Genomic DNA, 21,833 nt, shown 5'->3' on the forward strand with positions numbered 1-21,833 from the left:
CGTGTACACGACGCGGATCTCCCGTCATGTGAGGGCCCCTCGCTCCGCCGTCTACCGGGCGCTGCTCGATGCGACCGCGCTCGCACGGTGGCGGGTGCCGGCCGGCATGAGCAGCCATGTGCACGAGTTCGACGCCCGCGAGGGCGGCTCGTTCCGCATCTCGCTCACGTACGAGGCACCGGACGCCGCCGGAAAGTCCGGTGCGCGCAGGGACACGTACCGCGGCCGCTTCATGAGGCTGGTGCCGGACGAGCAGGTGGTCGAAGTGTTCGCGTTCGAGACGGCGGATCCGGCGTTCGGGGGTGAGATGACGATGACGACGACGCTCACCGAGGCGGACGGCGGCACCGATGTCCTCATCGTGCACGAGGGCATCCCGGACAGTGTGCCCGCGGCCGACAACGAGACCGGCACGCGGATGGCGCTCGACAACCTGGCCCGGCTCGTCGAGGCCGGCCGGGCGTGAGCTGTCGGCCCTGTGGGAGCGGGCGAGGGCGAAGATGTCGGCCTTCGACCGCCCTCGCGGCATGCACGGGAGGCGGCCACCGGGAGCGCGCCGGGCGTCAGCCGTCCACCGGCAGTCCGTAGGGCTCCTTGATCCGCTTCATGATGATCTGCGAGTTGACCTCGGTGACGCCGGACAGCGCGGTCAGCTTCTCGATCCACAGCTGCTCGTACGCACGCAGGTCAGCCACCGCGATCCGCAGCAGGCACCCCGGGCTGCCGAACAGCCGGTAGGCCTCGACGACGTCCGGGATGTCCTGGAGCGCGGCCTCGAAGGCCTCGACCGCCGCACGGTCGCGCTTCACCTCGATGGAGACGAGCACCTCGAAGCTTCGCCCGACGGCCTCGGGATCGACGACCGCGCGGTAGCCCCGGATCACCCCGTCCTGTTCCAGTTGCCGGACACGGCGCATGCAGGGCGAGGGAGTCAGACCCACCCGCTGGGCCAGTTCCTGATTGCTGAGGCGCCCGTCATGCTGAAGCTCACGCAAGATTGCGCGGTCGATCGCGTCCATGGCGCAATTATCCACCACTGCCATGCGGAATGGCGAGTCGAACTAGCAATCATATTGCGGGACAATCCTTCTATCATTGCGTTCGCTGCTCCGTAGTGCACGGAACAGCCATGGGCGTCGCCCGGCCGGGCCTGGAGCCGGCCGGGCCACGTGTTCCCCATGCGACCCACAGCCCCGACAGGGCACCCACGAGGAGAACGCAGATGGGACGGATCGTCGTCATCAGCACCGGCGGAACCATAGCCAGCCGCTGGCAGGGGTCCGGGTTCGCCGCCGACGCCCACGGCCAGGAGGTCATGGCGACCGCGCCGGTCCCCGAGGGGGTCGCCATCGAGATCGTCGACCTGTTCAGCGTCAACAGCCCCCGCCTCACCACCGCCCATCAGCTCACGCTGCTGCGCACCGTGCACGAGGTGCTCACCGACCCGGACGTGGACGGCATCGTCGTCACGCACGGCACGGACACCCTGGAGGAGTCGGCGTTCCTCGTCGACCTGCATCACGACGACCCGCGTCCGGTCGTCTTCACCGGTGCGCAGCTGCCGCTCGACGCCGCCGACGGCGACGGGCCCGGCAACCTCCACGACGCGCTGCTGACCGCCGCGACGACACGCGGCCTCGGCGTTGTGATCGCCTTCGACGGCAAGGTGCATGCCGCCCGGGGCACGGTCAAGACCCAGACGCTGGCGGTCGACGCCTTCGCCGACCCGTCCGGCGCCCGCGTCGGCAACGTGGGCTTCGGACGGGTCTCGGTCCTCCGCCTGCCCCAGCGCCCCGCCGGCCTGCCGCTTCCGGAGATGCCCCACACCCCGCCCCGCGTCGACATGGTGATGCACCACTGCGACGCCGACCCGTTCCTGCTGAACGCGGCCGTCGGCGCGGGCGCGCAGGGAATCGTGCTGGTGGCCACCGGCGCCGGCAACGCGACCCCCGAGACCGTCGAGGCCGTCGCCTCCGCGCGGTCGCGTGGCGTGCTCGTCGCGCTCACCACACGCGTCCAGGCCGGACCGGTCTCCGAGGTCTACACGCACGGCGGGGCGGTCGACCTGGTGGCCGCCGGGGCCGTGCCCGCAGGCACACTGCGGGCCGGGCAGACCCGTATCGCGGTGCTCACCGCACTGCTCGCGGCCACCGACCCACAGGAGCGCGACGAGGTACTGCGCGCCGCGCTCGGCACTCCGCTGCCGGCCGATGCCGCCTCTCCGGCCGCACTCACCCGGGCCTAGACGGCCGCCCGGTCCTTGCCCACGGCACACACGGGCACGGCCGGCCTCCCCTCCCGCTCCCCCTCTTCCTTCCCGTTTCACCTTCGCCCCGACTCCGCGTACCCACGCGACAGGAGAGCCCGAACCTCCATGGCCACGCACGAGGACCTCGTCCGCCCCGGAACCCGCAGCGAGCACGATCTGCTCGGCGACCGGGACGTCCCCGGCGACGCGTACTACGGCATCCACACCCTGCGGGCAGTGGAGAACTTCCCCATCACCGGCACGCCCGTCGCCGCCTACCCGGACCTCGTCACCGCACTGGCCTGCGTCAAGCAGGCGGCGGCGCTCGCCAACCGTGACCTCGGTCTGCTGGACGGCCGCAAGGCGGACGCGATCGTGAGCGCCTGCGAGGAGATACGGGCCGGTCGGCTGCACGGCGAGTTCGTGGTGGACGTGATCCAGGGTGGCGCTGGAACCTCGACGAACATGAACGCCAACGAGGTCGTCGCCAACCGCGCTCTGGAGCTCCTCGGTCACCGCAAGGGCGAGTACGGACAACTGCACCCGCTGGAGGACGTCAACGCGGGCCAGAGCACCAATGACGTCTACCCGACCGCCGTGAAGATCGCGCTCGACTTCACCGCACAGCGGCTGCTGGACGCCATGGAGGTGCTCCGCAAGGCGTTCGCTGCCAAGGCGGAGGAGTTCGCGGACGTCCTGAAGATGGGCCGCACCCAGCTCCAGGACGCGGTGCCCATGACGCTGGGCCAGGAATTCGCCACGTACGCCGTCATGCTGGCCGAGGACCAGAGGCGCCTGGCCGAGGCGCGCGAGCTGATCCGCGAGATCAATCTCGGCGGCACCGCCATCGGCACCGGGCTCAACGCCCACCCCGATTACGCCGCGCTGGCCTGCCGCCATCTGCGCGCCATCACCGGGCTGCCTCTGACGGTCGCCGCCGACCTCGTCGAAGCGACCCAGGACGCCGGGGCGTTCGTCCAGCTGTCGGGCGTGCTGAAGCGGATCGCCGTCAAGCTCTCCAAGGTCTGCAACGACCTCAGGCTGCTGTCCTGCGGACCGCGCGCGGGCTTCGCCGAGATCAACCTGCCGTCGGTGCAGGCGGGATCCAGCATCATGCCGGGCAAGGTGAATCCCGTCGTCCCCGAGGTCGTCAACCAGATCGCCTTCGAGGTCATCGGCAACGACATCACGGTGACCATGGCCGCCGAGGCCGGCCAGCTCCAGCTGAACGCCTTCGAACCGGTCATCGCCCACAGCCTGCTCAAGAGCCTGACCCATCTGCTGGCCGGCTGCCTGACCCTCGCCGAACGCTGTGTCACCGGCATCACCGCCAACCGCGAGCACCTCGCCGATCTCGTCACCCGGTCCATCGGCCTCGCGACCGCGCTGAACCCGCACATCGGCTACGAGCAGGCCACCGCCGTCGCCCAGGAGGCGCTGGCGACCGGCCGGAGCGTGCATGAACTTGTCCTGGACAAGAGGCTGTTGACCAGCGCCGAGCTACAGCTCGTCCTGCTTCCCGACAATCTCGCACGTCCCCACGTCAATCCCGCGCGTCGCCACGTCAATCCCGCGCGTCCCCAGGTCCCGGCCGCGGCGACGGGTGGGCCGGTCGCCGGCTGAGCCGCCCGCCGGCGGGCCCGGGCGGGTGGCTCGCGTTCGCGGGAGCGGAGCCTGCGGCGTTGCTCCGGAGCGCCCCGAGCGGCTCGGCATAGGGTCCGGTCCGCGGCCGATGCGCAACGGCCGGGCCCGGAGCCGTACCGGGCCGGAGCCGTACCCGGCCGGGAGTCGTGCCGGGCCCGGACCGTTGTCGGTTCCTGCGGCCGCCTCGCCGACGAAGGGGTTTTCGCCATGCCGGCACTGGAGATCATCGAGGCGCCGTCCGTCCTGGGGCTCCGGCCGTCCGGCGTCCAGGACCTTCCCGAGGCCCTGCTGACCGCCGGGCTGGCGACCCTTCCGGGGGCCGTACGGGCCGGGAGGATCGAGGCTCCGGCGTACGACCCGCGGCGGGACGAGGACACCGGGATCCTCAACGCCGCCGGTATCGCGGGGTACTCGGTCGAGTTGGCGGACGCGGTCGGCAATGTGCTGGGGCGCGGCGGCTTTCCGCTCGTGCTCGGCGGGGACTGCAGCATCCTGCTCGGCAACCTCCTCGCCCTGCACCGCCGCGGACGCCACGGTCTGCTGTTCCTCGACGGCCACACCGACTTCTACCAGCCGTCGGCGGAACCGGCCGGTGAGGCGGCCTCGATGGAGCTGGCCCTGGCAACGGGGCGCGGCCCGCGGATCCTCACCGACCTCGAAGGCAGCGGACCACTGCTGTGGGACGAGGACGTCGTCGCCTTCGGCTTCCGCGACGAGGCCCAATCCGCAGCGGCCGGGATGCAGCCGCTGCCACGGCGGCTGCACGCGATGGGACTCGACCGTGTGCGCGCGACGGGCGCCGCCGCTGCGGCACGGGTGGCGGTCGAGAGGCTCACCGCCGGGGAGACGGCCGGGTTCTGGGTGCACCTCGACGTGGATGTCCTTGACGACGCCGTCATGCCTGCCGTCGACTACCGGCTGCCGGGCGGGTTGACCTGGGCGGAGTTGGAGGCGGTGCTCGGTACGGCACTGGCCGACGAACGGGCGCGGGGCCTGGACGTCACCATCTTCAACCCTCGCCTGGATCCGGAAGGATCGATGGCCGCCCGCCTGGTGGAGTGCCTGCGCCGGGGCCTGTCGGCACGCCCCGGCTGAGCGACTGCCACCGCGGCGAGGGCGGAGGCCTGCCGAGGACACCGGTGCAGTCAGAACGCGAGCGGAGACGCTCCTCCGCGGCTTTCCCGTGCCGGGCACGGACATCTCCGAGGCGACGCCCCGGCCGTTGAGCCGACGACGCGGCAGCCGCACGGCGCCTTCTGCGTCATCGCGATCCGCCAAAAGGTGCATGCGATGCTTGAAGGGTCATGATCGGGCCGTCACCTCGGCCCGGCCTCAGGCCGCCCGCCGCCTCACCGGAGGTCCGCCCGCCACGGACGCCCGGGTCCCGGGAGGAGTCCCATGAACCGGCACAGGTTCGACAGGCTCGACGCCTCACGGCACTCCCCGCGCGGCGGCGCCCGGTCCGTGCTCGGTTCCCGCACGGTGGCCGGGCAGGTCCTCTTCCTCCAGGTCGTGGTCGCGGTGCTGCTGATCGCGGCCGCCGTGATCGCCCTCGTCCTGCAGGCGCGCCACGACAGTGAGCAGGAGGCGCAGAACCGGTCGCTGGCCACGGCCGCCTCCTTCGCCCATGCTCCGGGCATCGTGGCCGCTCTGCGGTCCCCCGATCCCACCGCCGCCCTCCAGCCCCTCATGGACAGTGCCGGGCGGGAGTCGGGGGTCGACTTCATCACGGTGATGGCGCCCGACGGCACCCGGTACGCCGACACCGATCCCGGCCTCGTCGGCAAGGTCAGCGAGGGGGTCGAGCGGGCCGCGGCCGGGGAAGCGTTCACGGAGATCTTTAAAGGCGCTCCGAGCGACGCCGCACGGGCGGTCGTCCCGGTCACGGCCCCCGACGGGTCGGTCATCGGTCTGGTCGGCGCGGGTGTGCAGATCGAGAACGTGGGCAACGCGGTGGACCGGCAGCTCCCGATGCTCCTCGCCTCCGCCGCGGCCGCGCTCGCACTGGCCACGGGCAGCGCCGCCCTGGTGAGCCGGCGCCTGCGGCGGCAGACACACGGGATCGGCCCCGCCGAGATGACCCGGATGTACGAGCACCACGACGCGGTCCTGCACGCGGTGCGCGAAGGCGTCCTGATCGTCGGCGGCGACCACCGCCTGATGCTGGCCAACGACGAGGCACGCCGGCTCCTGGAGCTGCCGCCCGACGCCGACGGGCGTCCCGTCGACGAGCTGGGCCTCGGCGCGGCCATCGCCGATCTGCTGGTCTCCGACCGTGCCGTGACCGACGAGGTCCAGCTGGCCGGGGACCGGCTGCTGGCCGTGAGCACGCGGCCGACCGCCCCGTACGGCGGGAGCTCCGGCAATGTGGCGACGCTCCGCGACACCACCGAGCTCCGGGCGCTGGCGGGCACGGCAGAGGTGGCCCGGGAACGGCTGAAGATCCTTTACGAGGCCGGTGTGCGGATCGGGACCACGCTGGACGTGGTGCGCACGGCGGAGGAGCTGTCGCGGGTGGCGGTTCCCCGTTTCGCCGACTTCGTCACCGTCGAGCTGCCCGAGGCGGTGCTTCAGGGGGACGAGCCCTCGCCCGCGCCCATGGCGATGCGCCGCGCCGCGCTGAGCGGCATTCGGGCGGACCATCCCTTCCAGCCGGTGGGAGACGTGATCCATTTCGTCGCCCATGTCACACCGATGGCCGCGGCCATGGCCGGCGGTCATGCGGTGCTCGAGGCCGATCTGACCGTCGCGGACGCCTGGCGGGCGCAGGACGAGCAGGGTGCCGACGACGCCCTCGCCTATGGGGTCCACTCGCTGATCACGGCACCGCTGCCGGGCAGCGGCGGGGTGCTGGGCATGGTCAACTTCTGGCGTTCGGCGCGGCCCGATCCGTTCGAGGAGGAGGATCTGTCCTTCGCCGAGGAACTGGCCGCCCGTGCCGCTGTCGCCATCGACAACGCCCGCCGCTTCACCCGTGAGCACCGTATGGCCGAGACGCTCCAGCGCAGCCTGCTGCCCCACGTGCTGCCCAGCCAGGGCGCCCTGGACATCGCCTACCGGTATCTGCCCGCGCGGGCGCGGGTGGGGGGCGACTGGTTCGATGTGATCCCGCTCCCCGGGGCGCGGGTCGCGCTCGTCGTCGGCGACGTCGTCGGGCACGGGCTGCACGCCGCGGCGACCATGGGCCGCCTGAGGACAGCGGTCCACAACTTCTCCACGCTCGACCTGCCCCCGGACGAACTGCTGACCCGTCTCGACGAACTGGTCAGCCGCATCGACCAGGACGAGCCCGTCGATGACGGCGAAGGGACCACCGGAGCCACCTGCCTGTACGCGATCTACGATCCGGTCTCCGGCCTGTGCAGCATGGCGACGGCCGGGCACCTGGCGCCGGCCCTGGTGCGTCCCGACGGGAGCGTGCAGTTCATCGAGGTGCCCGTCGCGCCTCCGCTGGGCCTGGGCGGACTGCCGACGGAGGCCACGGAGGTGCACCTGCCCGAGGGCAGCCGTCTGGTGCTGTACACCGACGGCCTCGTCGAGCACCGCAGCCGCGACATCGACGCCGGCCTGGAGGCTCTGCGAGCGGTGCTGTCCGACCACGCCGACCGCCCGCCCGAGGACATCTGCGAGGCGGTGGTCAGCACCATGCTGCCCATGGCGCGCCGCGACGACATCGCCCTGCTCGTGGCACGCACCCGCCTGCTGGATCCGGAGCGGGTCGCCACGTGGGACGTCCCCCGCGACCCCGCGGCCGTCGCTCCGGTGCGCAATGCCTGCAGCCGCCGGCTCCAGGAGTGGGGGCTGGACGATGTGGGCTTCACCACGGAACTGGTGCTGAGCGAGCTGATCACCAACGCGATCCGGTACGGCTCCGAGCCGATCCATGTACGGCTGCTGTACGAGCGCGCCCTGGTCTGCGAGGTCTCCGACGGCAGCAGCACGTCGCCCCACCTGCGCCGTGCCGCCACCACCGACGAGGGCGGCCGCGGCCTGTTCCTGGTGTCCCAGCTGGCGTCTCGGTGGGGAACGCGGTACACACCGACGGGGAAGGTGATCTGGACCGAGCAGTCCCTGACGGACGGTCACCTGCCGCAGGAACTGCTGCTCGGTCCGTGACGTTGCCGATGTGAGGCTGCGATGTGACGCGCCGGTCGACGCGTGCGGACGGTGTGCCTGGTGTGCGCCGCGGTGACGGCAGATGTCAGGATGCAGTCATGAGCAATGTGTACTTCGACATCACGATCGACGACCAGCCGGCCGGCCGGATCGTCTTCACCCTGTTCGACGACGTGGTCCCCAAGACCGCGAGGAACTTCCGCGAGCTCGCCACGGGCGAGCACGGTTTCGGCTACGAGGGCTCGTCCTTCCACCGCGTCATCCCTGACTTCATGCTCCAGGGCGGCGACTTCACCGCCGGCAACGGCACGGGCGGCCGGAGCATCTACGGGGAGAAGTTCCCGGACGAGAACTTCCAGATCAAGCACACCAAGCCGGGCCAGCTCTCCATGGCCAACGCGGGCCCGAACACGAACGGCTCGCAGTTCTTCATCACCACGATCGTCACCGACTGGCTGGACAACAAGCACGTCGTCTTCGGCGAGGTCGTCGAGGGCATGGACGTGGTGAAGCGGATCGAGTCGCTGGGCTCGCGCAGCGGCACCGTCAAGTCGAAGGTCACGATCGCCAAGTCGGGCGTGCTCGAGGGCTGATCACGGCCGCGGTCGTCACACGCCCGTGGTCCGGAGCCGGTCGACCGGTTCCGGACCACGGGCGTTTTCGGCCCCGGCCCGGTGAGCGGGACGGCGAGCGGCGCTGGAGGCGCCGTGCCCGCCGTGCTGTTGTCGTCGTCGCCGGTGCGGTCAACGCCGGGCGCAGGTCCAGGCGCCCATGCCCTGGATCGCCGCGAGTCTCCTCGCCGTCGCGATCTGCTCCGACTTGGTGGCCAGATCGGCGCGTGGCGCGTATCTCAGGCCGCCTGCGGCCCGCCAGCTCGACCGAGTGAACTGCAGGCCCCCGTAGTGCCCGTTGCCCGTGTTCGCGTGCCAGTCGCCGCTGGACTCGCACCGGGCGATGGCGTCCCAGTCGACCCGTGGACCCGACCGGGCGGCGTCCGCGTGGGCGCCGGGAGCGGCCAGCATCAGGACGAGTGAGGCCGAGGCAGCAACGTACAGACCTGCTCCGACGCGGACTCGCGTTCCGGAGGCTTTGTATTGACGAGGCATCAGGCGCCTTTCTCGACGGCAGACCTGCCACAGCGGCGGGGCAGGGTGCCCATGACCATAGGGGCAGGTGACGAAGGCGGCACGCATTGTTGCTTCCATCGTGTGCCGCGCTCGCCGTACGGGCGGGTCGGGTTGTCACGAGCATTGTGGTGACCTGCGTACCCAGGGGCCGACAGGCCGCATCTGCGAGCGTGTCGCACCTGGTCAGAGGCCGTAGGACGGCTGTAGCCGCAATGGGTTTCGCGTGCGACGGTAGCCCGTATGGAGGGGACAGAGCACGCACACGACGACCACGCACATCACCACGGGTCCGCCGGTGGGTGGTTCCGCATGCGTCACCGGGCCGCGCACCTGTTCCGCCCGCACTCCCACGAGTCGGCCGCCAAGGTCGACCGGGCGCTGGAGGCCTCGGCCCAGGGCTTGCGGGCTCTGTGGATCTCGCTGGCCGTCCTCGGCGCCACGGCGGCCGCGCAGGCGGTCGTGGTGGCTCTGTCGGGCTCGGTGGCGCTGCTGGGCGACACCGTGCACAACGCCGCAGACGCACTCACCGCGGTGCCGCTGGGCGTCGCTTTCGTCCTCGGCCGCAGAGCGGCCACACGCCGGTTCACCTACGGCTACGGAAGGGCGGAGGACCTGGCCGGCATCGTCATCGTCCTGACCATCGCCGCCTCGGCGGCGTTCGCCGCGTGGTCGTCCGTGGACCGGCTGCTGCACCCCCGGGAGGTGAGCCACCTGCCCGCGGTCGCCGCCGCGGCCGTGATCGGCTTCGCGGGCAACGAGTGGGTCGCCCGCTACCGCATCCGCACCGGCCGCAGGATCGGCTCGGCGGCGCTGGTCGCCGACGGGCTCCACGCCCGCACCGACGGCTTCACCTCGCTGGCGGTCCTGCTCGGCGCCGGCGGCGCGGCCCTGGGCTGGCGCCTGGCCGACCCGGTCGTCGGCCTCGCCATCACCACGGGGATCCTGCTGGTGCTGCGGGACGCCGCCCGGGAGGTCTTCCACCGGGTGATGGACGCGGTCGACCCGGCCCTGATGGATGTGGCCGAGCAGTCGCTGAAGGGCGTACGGGGCGTACGGGCCGTGGGTGAGCTGCGACTGCGCTGGATCGGGCACCGCCTGCGGGCCGAGGTGGCCGTCGTCGTCGACGGCCGGCTGACTGTGCTCGAAGCGCACAGGGTGGCCGTGGACGCCGAGCACGCGCTGCTGCACGCGCTCCCCCGGCTGACCGCAGCCCTGGTTCATGCCGACCCCGCGCCCCTGCCCGGCGCGGCCGACCCGCACGCACCGCTCACCCACCACGCGGCATGATCCGCGGGCGCCTCAGAGCCGGTCCGAGCCTTCGACCCGGTCCGAGGGGAATTCCTGCTCGGTCCAGATGATCTTGCCCGAGCTCGTGTACCGCGTGCCCCACCGCTGCACGAGTTGGGCGACGATGAACAGCCCCCGGCCGCCTTCGTCCTCGACCGTGCTGTGGCGCAGATGCGGGGAGGTGTGGCCGGCGTCGGCGACCTCGCACAGCAGGGCCCGGTCGCGGATGAGGCGCAGATGCAGCGGCCCCTCGGCATATCTGATGGCGTTGGTGACCAGCTCGCTGACGACGAGTTCGGTCGCGAACGCCAGCTCGTCCAGGCCCCATTCGCTCAGCTGGCCGGTGACGAGTTCGCGGGCGCGGCCGACCACGACCGCCTCCGCCGGCAGCTGCCAGACAGCGACCTGCGACGTGCCGAGACGACGCGTACGCACGAGGAGCAGGGCGGCGTCGTCCGCCGACGAGCCGCCGGGCCGCAGCTCGGCCGCCGCCCGGTCGCACAACTCCTCCAGCGGACGCGCGTGGCCGCTGCCGAGTACCCGTCCCAGCCGGTCGAGCCCCACGTCGATGTCGCGGTCGCGCGCCGCGACCAGGCCGTCGGTGAACAGCGCGATCAGGCTGCCCTCCGGCAGCTCCATCTCCATGGCCTCGAACGGCATTCCGCCGAGCCCCAGCGGCGGTCCGGCCGGCAGGTCGGGGAAGACGCAGGAGCCGTCGGGTTTCACGATCGCCGGCGGCAGATGCCCGGCGCGCGCGATCGAGCAGCGGCAGGAGACCGGATCGTAGACGGCGTACACGCAGGTCGCGCCGATGGCCACATCCGGCTGCGGGATGCCCGGAGCACCCGCGCCGCCCGCTGTCGCGCGTTGGGACTCCGCGGTGTTGTCCAGCAGGTCGGGGGGTCGTTCCGGCGACCGGCCGACCAGATCGTCCAGCCGCGTCAGCAGTTCGTCGGGCGGCATGTCGAGCCTGGCGAGTGCCTCCACGGTCGTGCGCAGCCGGCCCATGGTGGCCGCCGCCTGCAGTCCGTGGCCGACGACGTCCCCGACGACGAGGCCGACCCGTGTGCCGGACAGCGGGATGACGTCCGCCCAGTCGCCGCCGACCCCGGCCACGGCATCGGTGGGCAGATACCGGTGGGCGACGTCCACCGCGGGCTGCGGCGGAAGGTGCTGGGGCAGCAATTGGCGCTGGAGGGTGAGCGACGCGACGTGTTCGCGGGTGAAGCGGCGGGCGTTGTCGATGGACACGGCGGCGCGGGCGGTCAACTCGTCCGCGAGCGCGACCTCGCCGTTGTCGAAGACGGCGGGACGGCCGGTGCGCACGAAGGTGACCAGGCCCATCGTGCCGCCGCGGCTCCGCAGCGGCACGACCAGAGTGTTGTCGTCGAGCACCCGGCCGCCCGACGACAGACTGCGCAGCTGTGGAGAGCCGCGTGGGTAGCGCACCAGGCGGACGGGCTCGCCCTCGCGCCCGGGCACCGGGTCACCGTCCTCGGCGTACGGCACCGGCGTCATGGCCTCCGCTGCGGCCCGCGGGTCGCAGCCGGTGGCGACGCGGACGAACGCCGCACCGGCCGGCACATCGGAAGCCGGGTCCCCTCCCTCCAGCACGGCACGCTCGACGTCGACCGTGACGACGCCCGCGAAGTCGGGCACGGCCACGTCCACGATCTCCTGTGCCGTGACGACGACGTCCAGGGTGGTCCCGATCCGTCGTCCCGCCTCGACGAGCAGTTCCAGACGGTTCTGGACCTCGTAACGGTCCGTGATGTCGAAGGCGTCCTCGCACACCCCCAGCACACGCCCGTCGGCGTCCAGGAGCCGGTAGTACGAACACGACCAGACGTGGTCCTTGCCCGGATCGCTGGGCAGCGGGCCCCGGAAGTGCAGGTCGATCACAGGTTCGCCGGTGTCGATCACCCGTTGCATGACGTCGTTGAGCGTGCGCCCGCCCATGGTCAACAGGGTGCCGTCGGGGTACAGCTCATCGGGAGCCTTGCCGCGGTACTCCGCGAGCGGTCGGCCCATTTCGAGGTCGTGTGCCGTGTTCGCCCAGGTCAGCCGCAGATCGGCGTCGTAGACGGCCAGTCCGATCGCCGACTGGGTGGTCAGACCGTTGAGCATGGCCCGCCGGGTCTCCGACAGGCGCAGGCTCTCCAGTTCGGCTATCACCAGGATCCGCGCCGCCGCACCGCCGCCGGTGAGCGGACACACGAGGACGACCACTTGCAGCGGACGGCCGTCGCGGTGCCGGGCCAGGCGTGTGTCGGTGCCGCTGGGCGGGAGGTCGTGCACCGTGCGACCGGGCTTCTCGACCGGGTGGGCACCCAGGAGCATGTCGACGGGCCGCCCGATGACCTCCTCGCCCGGGTAACCGAGCAGGGAGGCGGCCGCGGGGCTCCACCCGATGACCGTGTTCCAGGCATCGAGAACCACCGTGGCCGCCACGGCGACGTCGAGAGGGCCACCCAGCTCAGCACTCTCCGGAACGCTCCATGCGGTCCATATGTTCGCCGCGTGCCACGGACTCGTGGCGGTTGAACCGGCACTGCTCATGACCTCCAGAATCCACCCCGGCCCATACGCGCACAAGCCGCGCCGTGACGGCGTCGCCACCGGGCCGGCCCCGCGGTGTCGTCAAGTCGCGAGTTCGGCGGCAGGGCCCATGACGATCACCGGCTGCTTGTCGGGATCGAGGGCGCGCAGCAGTTCTCGCATGCCGTCCCGGGGCAGCGAGATGCACCCCTGGGTGGGACCGGCGTGGTCGACATGGATCCACACACCACCGCCCCGCTCGGTGCCCAGCGGCCTCCCCCTGTCCAGCGGGGTCGTGCCCGGGATCCGGTTGTAGTCGATGGCCACCACATGGTCGAAGGAGCCCTCCAGGGGTTCGCCGAGGAAGCCGGTGCCCAGGGCGGTGAATTCCTCGTTCTGGTCGTAAGGCAGCAGTGCCCCGGGGTCCGGCAGCCGACCGCCCGCATTGCCGAGCCCGAAGACGCCGATCGGTGTGCGCAGATCGCCCTCCCAGTGGTCGTGCGTCCAGCCACGGAGGGCGTTGTGCGCGGGCCACGGTCCGGCGGTGCGGCGCCACCGCCGTGTCCCGTCCTGTTCGTAGAGCACTGCGGTGGCCACGCTGGTTTCCGGCGTCTCCCCGATGACCACCAGGGCCTGGCGCGTGCCGCCGGGAATACGGGAGCCGGTGTCCGGCCCGACCCCGGGAAGGCGCCCGGCCGCGGCCCGGGGCCGGGCGTCCTCCCTGGTGACGTGCCTTCCGGGCGGCCCGGCAGTCGGCGGTGCTCCCGAGAAGGCGGCGGAGGCGGAGGGCGGTGCGGACGGCGAGGCAGGCGTGCGCGGTTCCTCGGTGCAGCCGACGAGCAGCGGTGCAAGGCAGAGGAAGGGCACCAGCCACCTTGCGGCGCCGTTGTGGGGGGTGAGGGGCATGGGACAGCATCCTCCGGCGCTCGGGGCACAACGCGGCCATGCCTACCCGGTCCGCCCCCGCCTCTGTCACCCGTGCCGCACACTCACTCGACCGGGGCACCGACCGCCTGTCCGGGCCACGGGCGGCGCGGGGTGCTGCGGCGGGGCCGGGCGAGAACGAGCACGGCGTCGCCGGTCGTAGGATCCGCCAGCAGATTCTCGATCACGCGGTCCGCGTCTCTTCCAACTGACCTGCGAATCGGGCTAGTTCGGCGCGCACGGCGACAAGGCCCACCTCGATGTCCTGGCAGCGGGCCTCGATCGGACCGTTGGTGTACAGCGCGAGCGTGGCGCCTTCCGGGAGGTCGGTCCCCATCGCGCCGAAGGAGTGGCCGCCCACGCCGGGGGGACGTCGAGCACGGCGTCGTCTCCACCGTGCCTCCGGATGGAGCACGAGCGGAGGTGGTGGACCACGACGACTTCCGGGACTCGGTGGACTGCGGCGAGCGGACCCGGCCGATGGGGCGGCCGGCTCGCGACCCCTGTCAGCTTCCGGGCGCCGTCGGCGGCGCCCCCGGCCCGGCCTCCGTCTCCGCCGCGGCCTCGGCCTTGGCCAGCTCCGAATGGCGGTAGGAGTAGGCGAAGTAGACGACAAGCCCCAGCAGGAACCAGACCGCGAACCGTGCCCAGGTCTGCCACTGCAGGAACGTGATCAGCCAGACCGAGAAGATCACGCCCAGCGCGGGCACCACGGGCATTCCCGGGCAGCGGAAGGTGCGCGGCAGCTCGGGCCGGCGGTAGCGCAGCACGATCACGGCGATGCACACCACCACGAAGGCCAGCAGGATGCCGATGTTGGTGAGTTCGGCGGCTTCGCCGATCGGCAGGAAGCCCGCGATGGCCGCCGAGGCGAAGCCGACGATCCACGTCACCCGGGTGGGCACATGGCGGGTCTCGTGCGTCTTCGCGAACCATTTCGGCAGCAGCCCGTCCCGGCTCATGGAGAACCAGACGCGGGTGACGCCCAGCATGAACGTGAACATGACGGTGAGGATGCCGATGATGGCCCCGACCGCGATCACGTCGGCGAGCCCGGCGAGCCCCACCGACTGGAAGGCCGTGGAGAAGCCGCTCTCCCTGTCGATGTCACGGTAATTCTGCATGCCCGTCAGAACGAGGCAGGCGAGCACATAGAGCACCATCGAGATGGCCAGCGAGTAGACGATCGCCTTCGGCATGTGCCGCTGGGCGTCCTTGGACTCCTCGGCCGCCGTCGACATCGCGTCGTATCCGAAGACCGCGAAGAACACCGTCGCCGCTCCGGTGAACGCCCCGCCGACACCGTACGGGAAGAACGGGTCGTAGTTGCCGGTGTCGATGTGCACCACTCCGACGCCGATCACCAGCAGGACGACGAGCACCTTCAGCACCACGACGCCCGTCTCGAAGCGGGCCGCGTTCTTGATGCCGAGCGTGAGGAGGTAGGCGATGAGCAGACAGAGCAGCACCGCGAACAGGTCGACCTGGTGCCCGTCCCCGGTGCCGGGCGCGCCCAACATCCAGGCCGGCACCTCGGCGCCCATCGACTCGATGAGGAAGTTGAAGTACCCGGAGATGCCGATCGCCACGACGGCCACGATCGCCGTGTACTCCAGCAGGAGGTCCCAGCCGATGAACCAGCCCGCCAACTCCCCCAGGACCGCGTAGCCGTAGGTGTAGGCCGACCCCGCTTTCGGGATCATGCCCGCGAACTCGGCGTACGAGAAGGCGGCCGCGGCGCTGGCGACACCCGCGATCAGGAACGAGACCAGCACGGCCGGACCGGCGGTGCCGTTGGCGACGGCACCGGCCAGGCTGAAGATGCCCGCACCGATGATGCCGCCGACGCCGATGGCGGTGAGCTGCCAGAGCCCGAGGGTCCGGGTCAGCCGTTGATGGACGTCGGGCTCTTCGATCTGCTCAATGGGTTTGCGGCGCAGAACGCCGTGTCCCATCCGGTGCCCGGCCATGGGCGTCACCTTCTTTGCGGACGGCATCGCTGACGCCCGATCATGTTGGCCGAGGCGTCCCGCCGATGGAAGGGGCCGCGCTGGTGCCGCCGTGCCCGGTGTCGATTCGACCGGACGCCGCCTTCGCATCGCCGGCCGCGCGAAGAATGAGCCGTGCGGCCGGGAGGCCTGGCGTATTCGTGATCTGTCATCACAAGGTAATGCGATGGTGAAGTCCCGGTAGTGGCGGCCGAGCAGAATCGGACCCCAGACGGCGGTCGCCCCAACCCCCAGCGGTTGCCGCGAGGAAATCGGGACGCGAGGCCAGGCGCCCACCCCGGCGTCCTGTCGACGCGTCGACCAGTCGAGAACATGCCCATCTGACCCGACCACACCGCACCCCGGCGCACGCCGCGGTGCAGGAGGCAGGCCATCATGCAGTCGCTCATCGACCACGCCAGGTCCTTCGCGGAGCACGTCGCCGGCAACGCGCAGGCGTTCCTGCCTTTCGCGGACGGTCAGGCGCCGGAGGTCCTCTTCATCACCTGCTCGGACTCACGCGTCGTCCCCGCGTGGATCACCGGCGCCCGCCCCGGCGAGTTGTTCGAACTCCGCACGGCGGGAAACATCATTCCGCCCTACCCGCCACAGGGCCGGCCTGCCGGCGAGGCGGCCACCATCGAATACGCGCTGCGTGTGCTCTCCGTCCGCGACATCATCGTCTGCGGGCACTCCCACTGCGGCGCGGTGGGCGCCGTGGTCCGCGGCGACGATCTGTCCTCGATGCCCGCGGTGCGGGAGTGGCTGGAGCACACCACACGCGTGCAGCGCTCCGCCGAAGGCTCCCCGGACCTGGCCCCGGCCGTGCAGCAGCATGTGCTTGCGCAACTGGAGACACTCCGCGGCCATCCCGCTGTGCGGGATGGCCTCCAGAACGGCTCCCTCAGCCTGCACGGCTGGTACTACGAGGTGCACACCGGCACCGTGAGCGTCCACCGGCCCGGCACCGCCGACGTGTTCGACGCGATCTGACGCTCAGCCCAACGGGACTTCTCCGGCGCTGACTTCGGCTCCCCTGCACAGGCGCGGCATGGAGGCGCACACCCCGGCCGCCGTGCCATGCATCGTTTCCCCCACCTGCTCCGCGTACCGGCCCGCCACGGCGGGCCGGACCGGGCGGTCTCGTCGTCGGCGCGCTGCCCGGCAATTCCCGCCAGCTCAGCGGCCCGGCAGCCGGGCTGACCGTCCTCGTCCTTCGCGCACGGTCTGTGGCTGCTGCTGTTCGCGGCCCTGCTCCCGGCCGTCATCGGCCTCATCCCGCTGGCGGTGCTCGCCGGTGTCCTGGTGCACGCCGGATGCAAGCCGTCCCCGTGAAGGACCTCCTGCCGCTGTGGCGCGCACCGCAGCGAGGCGGTCCTTCTGGTGGTGACCGCCGTGGCCGTCGTCGTCACGAATCTCTTCGAGGGCGTGATACTGGGCCTGTTGCTCGCGGTGGTGAAGTCCGCGTGGGAGACCTCGCACGTCCACCTCGGCACACGGCGTCTGACCGGCGGCCGCATCGTGGTCACACGCGACCGCCACCTTCAACGGCACGCCCATGGCGACGCCGCAGGGCGGGCGAGGTGGGGTCACCACAGACCGAGCGCGGAGATTACATGCCCATGCCATGTCTGCGACAGATGCGGGACACCCCTGCCCGGTGGAGCCTGGGCGCCGGACGGCATCGCTGAACATCGAGGAATGGGGCGATAATGCTGCAACCATTCCTTTTCGCGGCATGTCTCCTTCAGTGACACAGCAGTCCCCGCACAGGAAGAAATGGGGGACACCATGCAGCACCAGTCACGTCTCGCGGCGGTCGCCGCGAGCATTCTTCTCACCGCTGGGATCGGAGCCACGATCCCCGCATCCGCCGCGCAGTCCGCGGCACCGTCCTCGGCCCCGGCGACCGCCCTGGTCACCAACGCACGCTGGGGCGGCCACAGCACGTTCGACAGAATCGTCATCGACATCCGCGGCAAGGTGCCGCCGGTCACCGTGCAAGCGGTGAAGGCGTTGCACTACGACGGCCTGGGGACGAAGGTCCCGCTCGCCGGAAAGCACTTCCTGGAGATCAGGCTCTCGCCCGCCGCCGCCCATGACGACAAGGGCAGGTCCGTCTACAAGGGGCCGCGGCTCACCAAGATCGCGCTGCCCACCCTCAAGGGCATCGCGCTGACCGGCGACTACGAAGGAGTGGTCACCTTCGGAGCCGCCTTCAACACCAAGCCCTCCTACACGACGCGCACGCTCCACTCGCCGGAGCGCTTCGTGGTCGACATCCATCACCCGCGCGGCTGCGGCAGATGAACCACGGGGTTCCGGCCCTCCGGCCGGAACCCTCCACCGACCGGGTCCGCCGGTCGCTGCCCGCACGGTCTCCCGCATGCGGCCCCACCCGGCACGCCGCATCCGGTCCGCCACGTCCGGCCCTCCCGGTGGATTTGGCTGATACCGCACGGCGATTATGCCGCTCACGGCACCCGCCCCCTATCGTGCTCACATGAGTGCACACTTCGATGTCGTGGTCCTCGGGGCCGGTCCTGGTGGTTACACGGCGGCGGTCCGCTGCGCCCAGCTGGGGATGTCGGTGGCAGTGGTCGAGGAGCGGTACTGGGGCGGTGTGTGCCTGAACGTAGGGTGCATTCCCTCCAAGGCGCTGCTGCGCAATGCCGAGTTGGCCCATCTGTTCACCAATGAGGCGAAGACCTTCGGGATCCGCGTCGAGGGCCGGGTCGACTTCGACTACACCGAAGCGTTCCGGCGCAGCCGGAAGGTTGCCGACGGACGCGTCAAGGGTGTGCACTACCTGATGAAGAAGAACGGCATCACCGAGTACGACGGGACAGGGGTCTTCACCGACGCGCACACGATGCGCGTCCGGGCCGCCGACGGCACGGAGCAGACCATCGATTTCGATCACTGCATCCTCGCCACCGGGGCCACGACGAGGCTGCTGCCCGGCACGAGCCTGAGCGAGCGGGTCGTGACGTACGAGGAACAGATCCTCAGTGACCGGTTGCCCGGCAGTGTCATCATCGCGGGCGCCGGTGCGATCGGCGTCGAGTTCGCGTACGTCCTGCACAACTACGGCGTGCAGGTGACGCTCGTGGAGTTCCTGGACCGGGTCGTGCCGCTGGAGGACGAGGAAGTCTCCGCCGAACTGGCGCGCCGGTACCGCAAGCTGGGGGTCAACGTCCTGACGTCGACGCGTGTCGAGGCGATCGACGACTCGGGCCCGCGGGTGCGCGTGCATGTGACGACGGGCGGGCAGCGCCAGGTCCTCGAAGCCGACAAGGTGCTCCAGGCCATCGGCTTCCAGCCGCGCGTGAGCGGTTACGGCTTGGAGAGCACCGGTGTGCGATTGACCGATCGCGGGGCGGTCGATGTCGACGCGCGCTGCCGCACGAGCGTCCCTCACATCTTCGCGATCGGTGATGTGACGGCGAAGCTGATGCTCGCGCACGCGGCCGAGGCGATGGGCATCGTGGCCGCCGAGACCATTGCGGACGCGGAGACCATGGAGCTCGACTACATCATGATCCCCCGCGCCACCTACTGCCAGCCGCAGATCGCCAGCTTCGGCTGGACGGAGGCGCAGGCGCGGGAGCGCGGCTTCGACGTACAGGTCCAGAAGTTCCCCTTCACCGCCAACGGCAAGGCCCATGGACTCGGCGACCCCGCCGGCTTCGTGAAGATCCTCAGCGACGGCCGGCACGGGGAACTGCTGGGAGCCCACCTCATCGGCCCGGAGGTCACCGAACTGCTGCCGGAGCTGACGCTGGCGCAGCAGTGGGACCTGACGGTGCACGAAGTGGCCCGCAACGTCCACGCGCACCCCACCCTCGGAGAGGCGGTGAAGGAAGCGGTCCACGGACTGGCCGGTCACATGATCAACATGTAGGCGGCGAGCCCCAGGCGCCCGGCAGGGGAAGTCCGCCACCGGGGAAGGACTCAGCCCAGGGCCCGGTCGAGGTTGAACGCCGCGCTGATGAGCGCGAGATGCGTGAAGGCCTGCGGGAAGTTGCCGGTCTGTTCGCCGGTCCGGCCGATCTCCTCGGCGTACAGACCGACGTGGTTGGCGTAGGTGAGCATCTTCTCGAAGGCGAGCCGGGCCTCGTCCAGGCGTCCGGCGCGGGCGAGCGCCTCGACGTACCAGAAGGAGCAGATCGAGAACGTGCCCTCCTCCCCGCGCAGTCCGTCCGGGCTGGCCTGAGGGTCGTAGCGGTACACCAGGGAGTCGGAGACCAGGCCCTCCCCCAGCGCATCGAGGGTGGACAGCCATTTGGGGTCCGTCGGTGAGATGAACTTGGCCAGCGGCATCATCAGGACGGCCGCGTCGAGGACGTCCTCGCCCTCGTGCTGGACGAACGCGTTCCGTCGTGCCGACCACCCGCGGTCCATGATCCGCCGGTAGATCGTGTCGCGGGCTTGCGCCCAGCGGGCCATGTCCGCGGGCAGGCCGCGGCGTCTCGCGATCCTCATCGCGCGTTCGATCGCCACCCAGCACATCAGCTGCGAGTACAGGAACTTCTTGCGGCCGCCGCGGGTCTCCCACACGCCCTCGTCCGGCTGGTCCCAGTTGTCGCAGACCCAGTCGACCAGGTCCACGACGGTGTCCCAGTGGGCGCTGGACAACGGCTGCCCCCACTTGTCGTAGAGGTAGAGGCAGTCGATGAGGGCGCCGTAAATGTCCAGTTGGAGCTGGCCGACGGCGTCGTTGCCGATACGGACCGGAGCAGAGCCCACGTGGCCTTCGAGGTGCGTGAGCTCCTCCTCGGGAAGGTCCCGCCGGCCGTCGATGCCATACATGATCTGCAACCGGCCGCCTCCCGCGCCGTCCTTGCCCCCCGTGCCGTTCGCGCCGCCCGTGCCTGCCGGGGCTTCCGTGCCTGCCGGGGCTTCCGTGCCTCCCGGGGCGGCGGCCTTCTCGGAGAGGAAGTTGACGAAGGCCTCGGCCTCGTCGGTGAAGCCCAGCCTGAGGAGTGCGTAGATACAGAAGGCGGCGTCGCGGACCCATACGTAACGGTAGTCCCAGTTGCGCTCGCCGCCGATCTGTTCCGGCAGGCTGGTCGTGGGCGCCGCCACGATCGCGCCGGTCGGCGCGTAGGTGAGGAGCTTGAGGGTGAGCGCGGAGCGGTGCACCATCTCCCGCCAGCGGCCACGGTAGCGCGACCGGGACAGCCAGCCGCGCCAGTACCGCACGGTGGCGTCGAACAGATCCTCCGCCTCGGTCTGCGCGCAGGACCGGGGCTCTACGGCGCCGCCGATCCGGTCGAGCGCGAAGACGGCGGTCTCGCCTTCGATGAGTTTGAACGAGCAGCAGGCGTCTTGGCCGTCGACCTCGACCGGCACGGTGGACGTCAGGGCCAGGGAGAGGTCCGGCGAGTCGAAGACGGTCTGGCCGCAGCGGGTGCTCACAGAGTGACCGCTCCTGCCGTAGTCGAACCGGGGCGCGACCCTTGCGGTGAACGGCAGCGAACCGCGGACGCAGAGCACCCGTCGGATCAGCCGGTGCCGGTCCGCCTCCCGCGAGTCGTCGACGACGGGCATGAAGTCCTGGACCTCGCCGACGCCGTCGTCCGCGTAGAAGCGGGTGATCAGAATGTTGGTGTCGGGGAAGTAGAACTGCTTCGTGCGCACCGGCACGTCAGGGGCGAGGGCGAACGAGCCGCCGCGGTCGGCATCGAGGATCGACGCGAAGACGCTGGGGGCGTCGAAGCGGGTACAGCAGTACCAGTCGATGGTGCCGTTCGTGCCGACGAGCGCGCTGCTGCGCAGGTCGCCGATCAGACCGTGCTCGGCGATGGGGACATAGCGCGGGGCGTTCGCCCTGCTGGGGCGGCAACTCGCAGTCTCGGCAGCCACACGAGCCTCCCGTCACATCGCAGGACACCCGCGTCTCAGTCTAGGACCGGGCGTCGGCGGCGGCGAGCGCGCCCGTCGGGCACTCGGTCGGCT

Annotated in this window: 18 protein-coding genes and 1 pseudogene; 11 read left to right on the forward strand and 8 right to left on the reverse strand. The window is 71.0% G+C overall.

Translation table 11 applies throughout. From position 1 onward, the window contains the following. Position 1: 1 nt before the first annotated feature. Complete coding sequence (locus tag ACH5AF_RS04930; protein ID WP_398899987.1) at positions 2 to 466, forward strand: SRPBCC domain-containing protein; 465 nt, start codon at positions 2 to 4, stop codon at positions 464 to 466. 97 nt (positions 467 to 563) lie between these two features. Here the strand turns inward: ACH5AF_RS04930 and ACH5AF_RS04935 are convergent, their stop codons facing one another. Then, positions 564 to 1,019: an Lrp/AsnC family transcriptional regulator gene (locus ACH5AF_RS04935; protein ID WP_398899988.1), complete on the reverse strand. Its 456-nt coding sequence runs from the start codon at positions 1,017 to 1,019 to the stop codon at positions 564 to 566. A gap of 203 nt (positions 1,020 to 1,222) precedes the next feature. On the opposite strand from ACH5AF_RS04935, the gene ACH5AF_RS04940 reads away from it, so the two are divergent. From ACH5AF_RS04940 to ACH5AF_RS04960, 5 genes are all read left to right on the forward strand, one after another. Further along, positions 1,223 to 2,245, forward strand: coding sequence for an asparaginase (locus ACH5AF_RS04940; RefSeq protein WP_398899989.1), 1,023 nt, complete (start codon positions 1,223 to 1,225; stop codon positions 2,243 to 2,245). A gap of 129 nt (positions 2,246 to 2,374) precedes the next feature. Then, a complete protein-coding gene (aspA, locus tag ACH5AF_RS04945; RefSeq protein ID WP_398899990.1) occupies positions 2,375 to 3,871 on the forward strand; it encodes an aspartate ammonia-lyase in 1,497 nt (498 codons plus the stop codon). Positions 3,872 to 4,099: 228 nt separating this feature from the next. Continuing rightward, complete coding sequence (locus ACH5AF_RS04950) at positions 4,100 to 4,987, forward strand: arginase family protein (protein ID WP_398899991.1); 888 nt, start codon at positions 4,100 to 4,102, stop codon at positions 4,985 to 4,987. Between the two features lie 303 nt (positions 4,988 to 5,290). Next, positions 5,291 to 8,008: a SpoIIE family protein phosphatase gene (locus ACH5AF_RS04955; RefSeq protein WP_398899992.1), complete on the forward strand. Its 2,718-nt coding sequence runs from the start codon at positions 5,291 to 5,293 to the stop codon at positions 8,006 to 8,008. 98 nt (positions 8,009 to 8,106) lie between these two features. Further along, positions 8,107 to 8,601: a peptidylprolyl isomerase gene (locus ACH5AF_RS04960; protein WP_398899994.1), complete on the forward strand. Its 495-nt coding sequence runs from the start codon at positions 8,107 to 8,109 to the stop codon at positions 8,599 to 8,601. Between the two features lie 150 nt (positions 8,602 to 8,751). On the opposite strand, the gene ACH5AF_RS04965 is transcribed toward ACH5AF_RS04960, so the two are convergent. Continuing rightward, the gene (locus ACH5AF_RS04965) at positions 8,752 to 9,030 is read right to left on the reverse strand and encodes a transglycosylase family protein (RefSeq protein WP_398899995.1); all 279 of its coding nucleotides are present in this window, start codon (positions 9,028 to 9,030) and stop codon (positions 8,752 to 8,754) included. A gap of 345 nt (positions 9,031 to 9,375) precedes the next feature. Between ACH5AF_RS04965 and ACH5AF_RS04970 the strand changes: the two genes are divergently transcribed. Next, positions 9,376 to 10,422 (forward strand): cation diffusion facilitator family transporter, encoded by a 1,047-nt coding sequence (locus ACH5AF_RS04970; RefSeq protein WP_398899996.1) that lies wholly within the window; start codon positions 9,376 to 9,378, stop codon positions 10,420 to 10,422. 12 nt (positions 10,423 to 10,434) lie between these two features. Here the strand turns inward: ACH5AF_RS04970 and ACH5AF_RS04975 are convergent, their stop codons facing one another. The 5 genes from ACH5AF_RS04975 to ACH5AF_RS04995 form a co-directional block, all read right to left on the reverse strand. After that, positions 10,435 to 12,981, reverse strand: a complete 2,547-nt coding sequence (locus tag ACH5AF_RS04975; protein WP_398899997.1) for a SpoIIE family protein phosphatase — start codon at positions 12,979 to 12,981, stop codon at positions 10,435 to 10,437. 81 nt (positions 12,982 to 13,062) lie between these two features. Then, positions 13,063 to 13,866 carry a L,D-transpeptidase family protein gene (locus tag ACH5AF_RS04980; protein ID WP_398899998.1) on the reverse strand — a complete coding sequence of 268 codons (804 nt, stop codon included), beginning with the start codon at positions 13,864 to 13,866 and terminating at the stop codon, positions 13,063 to 13,065. An 83-nt stretch (positions 13,867 to 13,949) separates the two neighbouring features. After that, the gene (locus tag ACH5AF_RS04985) at positions 13,950 to 14,072 is read right to left on the reverse strand and encodes a hypothetical protein (protein WP_398900000.1); all 123 of its coding nucleotides are present in this window, start codon (positions 14,070 to 14,072) and stop codon (positions 13,950 to 13,952) included. Continuing rightward, on the reverse strand, positions 14,069 to 14,299 hold the full coding sequence (locus ACH5AF_RS04990) for a hypothetical protein (protein ID WP_398900001.1): 231 nt from the start codon (positions 14,297 to 14,299) through the stop codon (positions 14,069 to 14,071). The genes ACH5AF_RS04985 and ACH5AF_RS04990 overlap by 4 nt, the downstream gene beginning before the upstream one ends. A 91-nt stretch (positions 14,300 to 14,390) precedes the next feature. Continuing rightward, positions 14,391 to 15,854, reverse strand: a complete 1,464-nt coding sequence (locus ACH5AF_RS04995) for an amino acid permease (RefSeq protein ID WP_398900003.1) — start codon at positions 15,852 to 15,854, stop codon at positions 14,391 to 14,393. Between the two features lie 414 nt (positions 15,855 to 16,268). On the opposite strand from ACH5AF_RS04995, the gene ACH5AF_RS05000 reads away from it, so the two are divergent. The 4 genes and pseudogenes from ACH5AF_RS05000 (at position 16,269) to lpdA (ending at position 19,776) form a co-directional block, all read left to right on the forward strand. Then, the gene (locus ACH5AF_RS05000; RefSeq protein ID WP_398900005.1) at positions 16,269 to 16,865 is read left to right on the forward strand and encodes a carbonic anhydrase; all 597 of its coding nucleotides are present in this window, start codon (positions 16,269 to 16,271) and stop codon (positions 16,863 to 16,865) included. Positions 16,866 to 17,081: 216 nt separating this feature from the next. Next, positions 17,082 to 17,402, forward strand: a pseudogene (locus ACH5AF_RS05005) (SulP family inorganic anion transporter); the annotation flags it as partial. Positions 17,403 to 17,663: 261 nt separating this feature from the next. Next, a complete protein-coding gene (locus tag ACH5AF_RS05010) occupies positions 17,664 to 18,182 on the forward strand; it encodes a hypothetical protein (RefSeq protein ID WP_398900441.1) in 519 nt (172 codons plus the stop codon). 193 nt (positions 18,183 to 18,375) lie between these two features. Continuing rightward, entirely contained in the window at positions 18,376 to 19,776 is a 1,401-nt protein-coding gene (lpdA, locus tag ACH5AF_RS05015) for a dihydrolipoyl dehydrogenase (protein ID WP_398900006.1), read from the forward strand. Positions 19,777 to 19,826: 50 nt separating this feature from the next. On the opposite strand, the gene ACH5AF_RS05020 is transcribed toward lpdA, so the two are convergent. Next, on the reverse strand, positions 19,827 to 21,740 hold the full coding sequence (locus tag ACH5AF_RS05020) for a glycoside hydrolase family 15 protein (RefSeq protein WP_398900008.1): 1,914 nt from the start codon (positions 21,738 to 21,740) through the stop codon (positions 19,827 to 19,829). Positions 21,741 to 21,833 lie beyond the last annotated feature (93 nt).

This window comes from Streptomyces sp. NPDC018833 (genome assembly GCF_044390825.1).
Lineage (GTDB): Bacteria > Actinomycetota > Actinomycetes > Streptomycetales > Streptomycetaceae > Streptomyces.